The sequence below is a fragment of the Streptococcus australis genome, assembly GCF_003943615.1.
In the GTDB taxonomy this organism is placed as follows: Bacteria; Bacillota; Bacilli; order Lactobacillales; family Streptococcaceae; genus Streptococcus; species Streptococcus australis_C.
The window spans coordinates 43,598-55,759 of sequence record NZ_RJPZ01000001.1; the positions used below are offsets into that span (position 1 = coordinate 43,598).

Annotated in this window: 11 protein-coding genes; 7 read left to right on the forward strand and 4 right to left on the reverse strand. The window is 37.2% G+C overall.

Features of this window, described 5'->3' with window-relative positions:
- Window positions 1-45 precede the first annotated feature (45 nt).
- Complete coding sequence (locus D8785_RS00230) at window positions 46-351, reverse strand: hypothetical protein (protein ID WP_125374065.1); 306 nt, start codon at window positions 349-351, stop codon at window positions 46-48.
- A 170-nt stretch (window positions 352-521) separates the two neighbouring features.
- Between D8785_RS00230 and D8785_RS00235 the strand changes: the two genes are divergently transcribed.
- The 3 genes from D8785_RS00235 (at window position 522) to pezT (ending at window position 2,221) form a co-directional block, all read left to right on the forward strand.
- The gene (locus D8785_RS00235; RefSeq protein WP_260469846.1) at window positions 522-746 is read left to right on the forward strand and encodes a hypothetical protein; all 225 of its coding nucleotides are present in this window, start codon (window positions 522-524) and stop codon (window positions 744-746) included.
- Between the two features lie 228 nt (window positions 747-974).
- A complete protein-coding gene (gene pezA / locus D8785_RS00240) occupies window positions 975-1,451 on the forward strand; it encodes a type II toxin-antitoxin system antitoxin PezA (RefSeq protein WP_125374066.1) in 477 nt (158 codons plus the stop codon).
- A complete protein-coding gene (gene pezT, locus D8785_RS00245) occupies window positions 1,451-2,221 on the forward strand; it encodes a type II toxin-antitoxin system toxin PezT (RefSeq protein WP_125374067.1) in 771 nt (256 codons plus the stop codon). The genes pezA and pezT overlap by 1 nt, the downstream gene beginning before the upstream one ends.
- Window positions 2,222-2,488: 267 nt before the next feature.
- Here pezT and D8785_RS00250 read toward each other — a convergent pair whose 3' ends face one another.
- Window positions 2,489-2,701 (reverse strand): hypothetical protein, encoded by a 213-nt coding sequence (locus D8785_RS00250; RefSeq protein ID WP_125374068.1) that lies wholly within the window; start codon window positions 2,699-2,701, stop codon window positions 2,489-2,491.
- A 54-nt stretch (window positions 2,702-2,755) separates the two neighbouring features.
- On the reverse strand, window positions 2,756-3,037 hold the full coding sequence (locus tag D8785_RS00255) for a hypothetical protein (RefSeq protein ID WP_125374069.1): 282 nt from the start codon (window positions 3,035-3,037) through the stop codon (window positions 2,756-2,758).
- 826 nt (window positions 3,038-3,863) lie between these two features.
- Here D8785_RS00255 and D8785_RS00260 point away from each other — a divergent pair.
- From D8785_RS00260 to D8785_RS00270, 3 genes are all read left to right on the forward strand, one after another.
- The gene (locus tag D8785_RS00260; protein ID WP_125374070.1) at window positions 3,864-5,750 is read left to right on the forward strand and encodes an Eco57I restriction-modification methylase domain-containing protein; all 1,887 of its coding nucleotides are present in this window, start codon (window positions 3,864-3,866) and stop codon (window positions 5,748-5,750) included.
- A complete protein-coding gene (locus tag D8785_RS00265; protein ID WP_125374071.1) occupies window positions 5,747-8,995 on the forward strand; it encodes a DEAD/DEAH box helicase family protein in 3,249 nt (1,082 codons plus the stop codon). Before D8785_RS00260 ends, D8785_RS00265 begins: the two co-directional genes overlap by 4 nt.
- Before the next feature lie 105 nt (window positions 8,996-9,100).
- Window positions 9,101-9,589, forward strand: a complete 489-nt coding sequence (locus tag D8785_RS00270; protein WP_125374072.1) for a hypothetical protein — start codon at window positions 9,101-9,103, stop codon at window positions 9,587-9,589.
- Window positions 9,590-9,734: 145 nt separating this feature from the next.
- Here the strand turns inward: D8785_RS00270 and guaA are convergent, their stop codons facing one another.
- A complete protein-coding gene (guaA, locus tag D8785_RS00275; RefSeq protein WP_125374073.1) occupies window positions 9,735-11,300 on the reverse strand; it encodes a glutamine-hydrolyzing GMP synthase in 1,566 nt (521 codons plus the stop codon).
- 138 nt (window positions 11,301-11,438) lie between these two features.
- Between guaA and D8785_RS00280 the strand changes: the two genes are divergently transcribed.
- Window positions 11,439-12,137 carry a GntR family transcriptional regulator gene (locus D8785_RS00280; protein ID WP_125374074.1) on the forward strand — a complete coding sequence of 233 codons (699 nt, stop codon included), beginning with the start codon at window positions 11,439-11,441 and terminating at the stop codon, window positions 12,135-12,137.
- Window positions 12,138-12,162 lie beyond the last annotated feature (25 nt).

Below are 12,162 nucleotides of genomic sequence, written 5' to 3' on the forward strand. Positions count from 1 at the left end.
AAACAGTCACTTTAAAGAGGCTGGGACAAAAGTCCTAGCCTCTTTTTAATCTGTAACTTCGATAGAGAGATAAGGAATACCCAAGATTCTTCCGAAGAATCCAAGAAACGTCTTCCAAGCTGATCCTTTAATAATAGCAGTTTGACCAGCTTTTACGATAACTTCTTTAGAACGAGTAAAGGCTCCTCTTTGATCTACGTAAACCTTAACCATATTAAGTCCTTCAGGAAGCGGAAGTGTAACGGTTTCGTCTGTGCTTAAATTGGCAACACATTCTCCATTGATATAAACGTTTACCTTCATTAACATACCTACGAGGCCAGTTTGACGCGATACTGTAATTTCCGACATGTTGTTTCTCCTAACTTTATGAATTCCCTACTAAAAAGGAATAGTTTTAAACTATCATAACATAAGTAGTCGATTCATACAAGATATTGTTTCATTCTGGATTGTTTGATAATCATCTAACACCCAAAAATACAGTGTATGAGTTCTATATTAGGGAGTCTACAGGAGGAATGAAAATTAGACAAAAAGAACATAATGCAATTCATGTTAGCCTAGTTTCTAGTAGAGGAAGTTATGTTACACTTTACTTAAGGAATTTTACGCCAGAGGATTTGGTGGCTATGACGAATTCTTTAATCAAGCAGAAGAAAGAACTTGGATATGAGCGGTTAATTTGCTTGTTATTGGAGCTCAAAAATGATGAACGCTTAAGTTTATTGATGAAGTTATCCTAAAATGAAATAAACACACTGGGACAAGTATCTCAGTGTTTTTTTGTGGTAAATCTATCTTTAAAATAGATAAGATAGATTATTTGATAAAGCCATTGTATTAGATGATTGGTTTGGCAACAATGTAACAGATGAATTATTTCATTCAGCTAGAGCAGAATGAAAACGCACCATTTTTAGTGCGTTTTTGTTTTTTGTGCTATAATAGAAATAAATAAAAGGAGGAGTTACATGATTGGAGAAAATATAAAAACGTTACGTAAAACACATAAATTAACCCAGCCTGAGTTTGCAAAGATTGTTGGTATCTCTCGAAATAGTCTGAGTCGTTATGAAAATGGGACAAGTTCAGTTTCGACAGAATTAATAGATCGTATCTGCAAGAAATTTAATGTTTCGTATATCGATATCGTAGGGGAGGAAAAAATGCTCACACCAGTAGAAGATTATCAATTAACTCTGAAAATTGAAGTGATTAAAGAACGAGGAGCGAATATCTTAGCGCAACTTTATCGTTTTCAAGATGAACAAGGAATTGCATTTGATGATACTTCTAATCCTTGGGTACTAATGAGCGATGATCTTTCTGATTTGATGAACACGAAGATTTATCTTGTTGCAACTTTTGAGGATGTAGCGCGATTTAATGGTTATTTGGATGGCATTGAACGTGTGCTAGAACAAGCTAGTCATCTAGTGGTGGCTTAATGAAATTAGATAAATTTAGCCAGGATGACTTTATTAAAGCCTCTAATCGACTCGTTCGTTCTTTAACTCGTGGAAAAACAACTTCATCTCAGCCCAAGGCTATCTTGCTTGGTGGACAGAGTGGTGCTGGTAAGACAACGATTCATCGTATTAAACAAAGGGAATTTCAAGGAAATATCATTATCATTGATGGGGATAGTTATCGCTCTTTTCATCCGAACTACCTTGGCCTACAGGAAAAGTATGGCAAAGATAGTGTGGATTATACCAAAGTATTCGCGGGACAAATGGTTGAATATCTTGTAGATGAGTTGAGTAAAAAAGGTTATCATTTGTTAATCGAGGGTACCTTGAGAACAACAGAAGTTCCCCGAAAAACGGCCCAATTATTGGCAACTAGAGGATATCAAGTCTCACTTGCACTGATTGCGACCAAGCCAGAATTGTCTTATCTCAGTACCTTGATACGTTATGAGGAGCTCTACGCCATAGATCCTAGTCAAGCAAGGGCGACTCCCAAAGAGCACCATGATGGAATTGTAGAACATTTAGTTGATAACTTACGAGAGTTAGAAAATGACAAAATTTTTAATCAAATTCAAATTTATCAAAGAGATCAATCGTGTGTTTATGATTCGCAAGTAGACGGAACCTCAGCAGCAGAAGTTCTACAAGAATGCCTCTTTGGAAAATGGAGTAAGGTGGAGGAAGAGATGTTGAAGTTGGGACAGGAACGATTGAGAGGGCTGGGGGAAATTAAGAGATTATGAATAGGAAAAGATAACATTTTGTTTTCTTCCTATTAATAGGTCTAAAAAAACGGGCCTAAGCCTGCTCTGTTTTTCGTCCTGTTTCTACCAAAGATTATTCTTTAATAATAAGTAGAGAAAACACAAAGGGTAACAAAAAAGATAACTAAATTGATGAGTTCAGAAAGCAAGTAAAATGCACCTGTTATAGGTGCATTTTATTTTACTTTCACACTTTATTTTTTCTATATTTAGGTTATAAAAGTGTCTAGATTATTCTAAGCCCTATTAGATTGTTTTAATTGAGACAATCTCACTTTCAAAGAGAGAAATCTCAGTCGGTTCATCAGGGTTAGGATTGTCAATGAGGATAGTAATTTCATCTTGTTCGTCATTGTCCATTTCGTCAATAAAATAAGTGACAAGTCCATTTATGACTTGACCATCACTATTTACTACCTGAACTTTTGAGTGTAAGTAGTTCCAAAGTTGCTTACTCATTTACGGTCTCCTTTCCCATAGTGTTTTTTTTCAGGTGAAAGCGCCTAGATTGAACTAGTCGCTAATTTTTACTAATTGTATTGCCTTTTCGTAGTAAGGTGTTAGGAAGTTGATAAATCCTTGCTTATCACTTGGGGCATGTTCCTCTAAAAACATCATCAGCTCAAAATCATTGAGAGCGTCAAACATTTCAGGGTTTTCATTGTTCCAAGCCTCAGCAAAGTCCTCATCTTCACCAAAAAGGGCATTAAACTTAAAGGAGAAATCCCAAAAATTGTCAATCTGACCACTGACCGCTTGCTTTAGCATGTCTAATACTTGTTGACTGTATTTCATAATGGTTTAAATCCTTCTAGTTCTTACTTTGTACTCATTGTTCTATCTTAATTTTACCATAACTCTTGTAACTTACCAAAACCTTATCATTCTATGGTTCTAAAAAGCTCTGTATCTTACTGTTCTTTAAAAGCTTACTAGCTTTATTGTCATTCCAACAAGTAACTATTGCGCTACTCTATTATCCTTTATTGAAAAAAACTGCATTGTGAGTTATAATTAGATAGTAAATAGAGGTTTTCCAACTCCCCTTGAAACAGTTCATTCTGCGGTAGGAGGTGGGACACCTCTATTTGATTTTGTGTATAATTAAGTCAAGAAAGAAGTGTGGTTTTCCCTCCCAAAAAGCCTTAGAGCTGTGGGAGAGTCGCACTTCTTATTATTTTCGCTCAAAAATATCTATACCTCACCATTGGAAAACTTCGATACCTTAACAAGACCTTTACATTCTATGGTTATAAAAAGTACGGTGCCTTTGTAAAACCTTAGTATTTTTAAGTGTGTAACTTTAGGGTAATCATAGGGTTTTTAATATAGATATAAATCAATCTGCATTTACTACACCTACTAAGTTTTTTATAGCATTTTGCTTAATTAGGTATACAATTGTTCTTGGTTTTCCTATCTCATCTACAATGTCATCAACTAGAACATATTAGATTAAAACTAATTACAGAAAAAATCGCTCACTGAGACGAAAACAATAGAATGAAATAAACACACTGGGACCAGTATTTCAGTGTGTTTTTGTGGTAAAATATAATAGATTAATAAATGAAAAATACGTATTTTTAGAAATTCCATTAAAAACAAGAAAGGTTGCTTTATGGCAATAGATATTAGTGAAGAACAGTTGGCTATGGAGTCGGCTGATTTATTAAAAATTCTTTTAAAAGATCGAACGACAAAGAAAAATCTTGTTTGGGCGACACATTCTTATGAATTGTTGGGAAAGGGATTTGCTCCAAGCGATCGCATCACTCCAAGTAGGGTGACGGGAACCTATGCAAACTTGATTCAACCTCGTTCAGAAAAGTCCAAGTATGAACAAAAAGACAGAACCAAGATTAGAGCCGAAGTCTTTACGCCAACTTGGTTAGTTGAAAAGCAAAATGGCTACGTGGAAACTGAATTTGAAGCTCTAGCTCTCTATGATTATATCCAAGTACGCTGGCTGGAAATTACCTGTGGTGAAGCACCTTATATGGTTACTCGCTATGATACAGTGACTGGTGAGGAGATTCCATTATCTGAGCGAGTTGGTTTTGTTGATAGAAAATTGCAACGCATTAGTCGTGAGGTTTCAGATGAAGCCACCTTCTATGAGCTTGTAAAAGAAGCCTACCGCGCTTCCTATGGTTATGAGTATCAAGGAGATTCACTGCTTTTGGCGCGTGAAAATCTTTTAGCGACCTTTGAGGACTACTATCTAGCTAAGACTGGAAATCAACCGACCTTAGAGCAGAAGAAAGAAATTGCGACAATCATCTCTTACAATGTCTTTCAGATGGATGGATTGAAAAAAACTAGTCCATACTCGGCTAAACAAGAGCAAGCTCAACAGCTAAGTTTGTTTTCAGATGATCCAGATGTCCAAGAAGCAGAAGAATCTAAAACCCAAATCAAAGACTGGAAAAAGAATAAGATGATAGGTTTTGAGCGCCTATCTAGTGAGGAAAGTGAAATGAAATTTGATGTCGTGATAGGAAATCCGCCGTATCAAGAAACAGGCGAAGCTAGAGATGAACCAATTTATCACTTTTTTATTGATGAAGCAATTAAAATCGCAGATAAATCGATACTTATCACCCCAGCAAGGTTTTTATTTAAAGCTGGTCAAACTCCTAAAAATTGGATGGAAAAGATGCTTGAAGACAAGCATTTAAAAGTTCAATTCTATGAACTTAAAAGCGGTAAGGTATTTACAGGAACAGATATTAAGGGTGGAGTAGCAATAACTTATCGTGATGCTGATAAAGATTTGGGACCAATCGGAGTATTTACTATTTTTGAAGCTTTAAATAGTATTGTAAAAAAAATCGAAAAACATCCAAACTTTGAAACTTTTTCTGATTTAGTTTATCCTCAAGGTATTTATAGATTTTCAAATCAACTTTTTTCTGATTATCCAAATGCTGAAAAGCTGCAAGGAAAAGGGACAAAAAATAAAATTGTTTCGAAATCACTAACTCAGTTAGATTTTGTTTTCAAAAACAAAGAAGAAAAAGACCATGTTGCTTTACTTGGAAGAATTGGATCCGAACGTGTTTATCGATATATTAATAAAAAATATTTAGATTTACCGGAAACATTCGAAAATTATAATGTTTTTGTACCAGAAGCTAATGGAAGTGGAGCCTTAGGTGAAGTCTTATCAACACCCCTAATCGGGGAACCCCTAATCGGGGAACCCCTAATCGGGCATACAGATACTTTTTTATCTATTGGTAATTTTAAAACAAAATTTGAAGCCGATGCTTGTATTAAATTTATTAAAACTAAATTCGCTAGAGTATTATTAGGTGTTTTGAAAGTTACTCAGCATAACTCTCGAAAAACTTGGTATTACGTTCCACTCCAAGACTTTACGGTCAATTCGGACATTGATTGGACACAATCAGTGGCTGATATTGACCGTCAGCTCTATCAAAAATATGACCTTTCTCCTGAAGAAATTGCCTTTATTGAGACGCATGTAAGGGAGATGGATTGATGGTAGAAATTAAAACTTCTAAAGAGATTCATCCTAAAATCTATGCCTATACTACCCCTACGGTAACCAGCAATGAGGGCTGGATTAAGATTGGTTATACGGAGCGTGATGTCAGACAACGGATTAAAGAACAAACGCATACTGCTCATATAGATACAGATGTCTTATGGACTGGTGATGCAGCTTATACGGAAGAGCCTGATAAGGGAAAGACTTTTAAGGACCATGATTTCCACCATTTCCTTTCTTTCCATGATGTGGAACGTCGTCCTAAGACGGAATGGTTCTATTTTAATGGAACTCCTGAAAAATCTAAAAATCTCTTTGATAAGTTTGTTCAGCATGATTTGTCAGGTTATCAGCCTGGCCAAGGACAGGACTATACTCTGCGACAAGAGCAAGAAGAAGCAGTTGATAAGACCTTAGATTATTTCAAGAATCATCCAGGAGGCAAGTTCCTCTGGAATGCCAAGCCACGTTTTGGTAAAACCTTATCTACCTATGATCTAGCTCGTCGAATGGATGCTGTCAATGTCCTGATTGTAACCAACAGACCTGCCATTGCCAACTCATGGTATGATGATTTTGAAAAATTCATAGCAGGTCAAACGACTTACAAGTTTGTTTCAGAGTCAGACAGCCTTAAAAATCGCCCAACCTTGTCACGTAAAGAATTTGTTAGTATTTTAGATGACGATGTAAGACAACTTGCTTTTATCAGTCTCCAAGACTTGAAAGGCTCTGCTTATCTTGGTGGAGAGCACGATAAACTCAAATGGGTGACAGACCTGCATTGGGATTTATTGGTCATCGATGAAGCTCACGAAGGAGTTGATACCTTCAAGACAGATCAGGCCTTTAATAAAATCCGTCGAAACTTTACCTTGCATCTATCAGGAACTCCATTTAAGGCACTAGCTAAGGGAGATTTTACAGAGGAGCAGATCTACAACTGGTCTTATACTGATGAACAGTCGGCCAAATCTACTTGGTCTCCTGAGCAAGAAGAGGAAAATCCGTATGAGAGCTTACCTCAGTTAAATCTCTTTACCTATCAAATGTCTCAGATGATTGGCGAGGAGTTAGAAAAAGGGGCTCAACTTGATGGAGAGAACATCGACTATGCTTTTGACTTGAGTGAATTTTTCGCTACAGATGATAAAGGGAAATTTATCCACGAGCAAGATGTCAGAAATTGGTTAGATACTCTATCAAGCAATGAAAAATATCCATTTTCAACCAAAGAACTTCGGAACGAACTCAAGCATACTTTTTGGCTGTTAGAACGTGTAGCCTCAGCTAAAGCATTAAAAGCGCTGCTAGAAGAACATCCCATCTATGAAAACTATGAGATTGTGTTAGCTGCTGGTGACGGGCGTATGTCCGAGGATGACGATAAGGTCAATCTAAAATCCTTAGACTTGGTAAGAAAAGCGATAGCAGAGAATGACAAAACCATTACCCTCTCCGTTGGTCAGTTGACGACAGGAGTGACGATTCCTGAATGGACAGGGGTATTGATGTTATCAAACTTGAAATCACCTGCGCTTTATATGCAAGCTGCCTTCCGCGCTCAAAATCCATACTCATGGAGCGATAGCAAAGGAAATCATTTCCGCAAAGAAAGAGCCTATGTATTTGACTTTGCGCCAGAAAGAACCCTGATTCTCTTTGATGAGTTTGCAAATAACTTATCACTTGCAACTGCAGGAGGTGGAGGAACTTCAGCAACTCGCGAAGAAAACATTAGAGAATTACTAAATTTCTTCCCTGTGATAGCAGAAGATCGTGCAGGCAAGATGGTTGAAATTGATGCTAAGGCAGTTCTAACCATACCCCGTCAGATAAAAGCCAGAGAAGTCCTCAAACGTGGCTTTATGTCTAACCTCCTATTTGATAATATCAGTGGTATTTTCCAAGCTAGTCAAACCGTTCTAGACATTTTAAATGAACTACCAGTAGAAAAGGAAGGCAAGTTACAAACACCTTCTGATATACTAGATTTTTCAGATGTTACAGTGGATGATGAGGGCAATGCAGTTGTTGACCATGAAATAGTGGTTAATCAACAAACGCGACTTTTTGGTGAAAAAGTTTATGGGCTTAGTGAGTCTGTTGTTGAATTAGTCACAAAAGATGAGGACAAAACTCAAAAACAACTAATTAATGACTTGAGCGAGACAGTATCTACGGTAATTGTAGAAGAATTGAAAGCTGGATACGGTCTAAAAACTCGGGAAACAGACCACATCAAGAAACAAATTGCAGTAACATTTGAGAATGAAGTTCGAAAAAATGAGATAGAACGTAAAATTACTGAAGCCCATATCAAGGAAGAGGTACAGCAACAGCTCAAGGAAGTAAATGATAAGGAGCAAAAAGATAAGATTCAAGAAGTTCTTGAAAAACGAATAGAAGAAAATAATCTCATTCATAAAGAAAAACTAGAACAAACACTCAAAAAAGAAGTGGAAAAGATGCCTGAGAAGTTTATCGAACAGGTTGAGGTCAAACGTGTTGAACAGTTGAAACAATCTGCTCAAGATGAAATTCGGGATCACCTTCGAGGATTTGCACGAACAATCCCTAGTTTTATCATGGCCTATGGCAATCAATCTCTAACTCTTGATAATTTTGATACCTTTGTTCCTGAGCATGTCTTCTTTGAAGTGACTGGTATTACGATTGACCAATTTCGTTATTTGAGAGATGGTGGGCAAGATTTTGCAGGGCATCTCTTTGATCGAGCAACATTCGATGAGGCCATTCAAGAATTTCTTCGCAAGAAAGAGGAGTTGGCGGATTATTTTAAAGATCAAAAAGAAGATATCTTTGACTATATTCCACCACAGAAAACCAATCAGATTTTCACTCCTAAACGAGTAGTGAAAAGAATGGTGGATGATCTTGAGAAAGAAAACCCAGGAATCTTTGATGACCCATCTAAGACATTTATTGATTTATACATGAAATCAGGCCTCTATATTGCAGAGCTTGTTAAGCGACTATACAATAGTAATGGCTTAAAAGATGTATTTCAAAATCCTGAAGAACGCTTAAAACATATCTTAGAAAATCAAGTTTATGGATTTGCGCCTTCAGAAATTATCTATAACATCTCGACTAATTTTATCTTTGGAAATCTCTCCCAAGATATCAGTAGAAAAAACTTTGTTTTAGAAGATACCATTCCAGCTGCCAAAGAAGGTAGGATTCAGGAATTAGTAGATAAATATTTTGGATAGGATAGTTGTTGATTCCCTCAGTTTCAAATTTAGATTTCAAAATAAATAATAATTATTTAAGAAAAGTTTTGTTGAGATATCAGCTGGAAAGAAAATATTTTATAAATGAATAGATTTAAAAATCAAAGACTTAAACACTTGATTATTTATTTTGTTGAGATATTTATCGTCTCATCTTTTATTACGTGGTTGTTAGAGAAGAGTCACCCCTCTGGTAGTATATACGAAGTAATAGAAAAATTTTTCCTGGCTTATGGAGCATATCAATTATTGGTTTATACTTCATTATCAATTTTGGATGATATATCAAAAGATAGTGCCTTAATGCTTTTAAGTTTGTTGAAATATTGCTTGCTATATAAGGAAACTGGTAGTAAGCAACTTAAAGCATTAATTGATGAAAAAATTGATAATCAGATTTCGTCGAAAGCTATGAATAGTCTTAATACAGAAAAATTACTAGTGAATTTAAAGGAAAATATAGATTCAATCGATAAAGTATGTATACAAACTCAACTAATAATGGCTGAACATGATTTTGAGTTTTATCAATTGCAGTGGAGATTATCTATTTTATTAAGAATATTGAAATAGAAAAATTTACTATAAAAAATCCCATCAGAATATTTCTGGTGGGATTTTTGGTGGGGAACCAATCAATTTTGACTGATTTTTAACCTTTTATAATAACTGAAAATGCTGTTAAATCAACCATTTCACTTCAAATCATGTTTATAAATCATTCCCACTCAACGGTTGCAGGTGGTTTACTTGTGATATCGTAGACGATGCGGTTGACGTGGTCAACTTCGTTTACGATACGGACTGAGATTTTTTGAAGGACTTCCCAAGGGATCTTGGCGAAGTCAGCTGTCATTCCATCAATCGAAGTGATAGCACGGATAGCAATCGTATAGTCGTAAGTACGACCGTCACCCATAACACCTACGGAACGAACGCCAGTGTTAACAGTGAAGTATTGCCAGATGTCGCGGTCAAGACCAGCTTTAGCGATTTCTTCACGAAGGATAGCATCTGATTCACGGACTGTTTCTAGTTTTTCTTCAGTAATTTCACCCATGACACGGATAGCAAGTCCTGGGCCTGGGAATGGTTGGCGCCATACGATGTGGTCTGGCATACCAAGTTCAGTTCCAAGAGCACGAACCTCATCCTTGTAAAGAGTGTTGAGTGGTTCGATGAGTTCAAACTGCATATCTTCTGGAAGTCCACCCACGTTGTGGTGAGATTTGATGGTTTGAGCAGTATCCGTACCTGACTCGATGACGTCTGTATAGAGTGTTCCTTGAGCAAGGAATTTCACATCTTTGAGCTTGCTTGCTTCATCATCAAAGACATAGACAAATTCGTTACCGATAATTTTCCGTTTTTGTTCTGGGTCAGAAACACCGGCCAATTTATCCAAGAAACGTTTGGCAGCGTCTGCCTTGACAATATTGAGACCAAACTTCCCACCAAGCATGTCCATAACTTGGTCAGCTTCCCCTTTACGGAGAAGACCGTGGTCTACAAAGATGCAGATTAATTGATCTCCGATAGCTTTTTGGAGAAGAACTCCAACAACAGAAGAGTCTACACCACCAGAGAGACCAAGGAGGACACGTTTGTCTCCAACTTTCTCACGGATTTGTTTGATTTGCATCTCGATAAAGTTATCCATGGTCCAGTCACCCTTGGCACCACAGATATTCAAGGCAAAGTTGCGAAGGATATCATAGCCGTGTACTGAGTGACGAACCTCTGGGTGGAATTGGATACCATAGATTTTCTTGTCAGGATTCTCAATCGAAGCATACGGACAGTCAGCAGAAGTACCTGTACGAACAAAGTCAGAAGGAATTTCTGTAACAGCATCACCGTGGCTCATCAAGACCAACTGTTTATCAGGTGTTCCCTCAAAGAGGGCAGAAGATTCAGCTAAGTTTAGCTCAGATTGACCGTATTCTCGGTTACCAGCATCCCCTGCAGGTACAACCTTCCCACCAAGTTTGTGAGTCAAGAGCTGCATGCCATAGCAGATTCCTAAAATTGGAATTCCAAGTTCAAAAATTTCAGGATCAATATCGAAAGACCCTTCTTCATACACTGAGTTTGGTCCGCCTGAAAGAACGATCCCAACTGGATTGATTTCACGAACTTCAGCTGCCGTAATTTTGTGGCTCTTCAATTCTGAAAAGACACCAATCTCACGAATACGACGTGAAATAAGCTGATTGTACTGGCTACCGTAGTCAAGCACGATAATTTTTTCAACATCATGCAAATCAGTTGATAGGTTTGTCATCTTTTCCCCTTCTTCTAGAAAAATCTTTTTCTCTATTCTAACACAAAAGACCCTTCATTACCAATCAAGACTGACTAGGATTGAAGATTTAACAAAATTGCGCTACAATAGGTTATAACACACAGAAAGAGTAGCAATATGATCCCAGCATACATTCAAATTCACGACCAAATCAAGGCAGAGATTGACCAGAAAATCTGGAAAATTGGACAGCGCCTCCCAAGTGAACGAGACTTGGCAGAAAAGTTCCAAGTAAGTCGCATGACCCTCCGTCAAGCCATTACACTCTTGGTAGAAGAAGGAGTACTGGAGCGCCGTGTTGGTAGTGGTACTTTTGTAGCTAGCACACGCGTCCAGGAAAAAATGCGAGGGACGACTAGTTTTACTGAAATCATGAAAGCACAAGGTAAGGTACCTTCGACACAGGTTATTTCCTACAAACGGACCATTCCAAGTCTTCAAGAAGTGGATAAACTTGGGATTGACAAAACTGAAACGATTGTACGTATGGAACGGGTTCGTTACGCAGATGGGGTCCCTGTTGTTTATGAAGTCACCTCGATTCCAGAAAAATTTATCAAAAACTTCAAACGGGAAGAAGTCACTAGCCATTTCTTCCAAACCTTGGAAGAGCACGGCTATCGAATTGGCAAATCTCAACAAACCATTTATGCACGCTTGGCCAAAGAAAAGATTGCTCATTACTTAGAAATACCAAAAGGACATGCTATTCTTGGTTTGACCCAGATTTCATATTTCGACAATGGTGTCGCTTTTGAGTATGTAAAAAGTCAATATGTCGGAGAACGGTTTGAATTTTACCTAGAAAACAATTAGGTAACATAATTTATGTTAAGTAAGA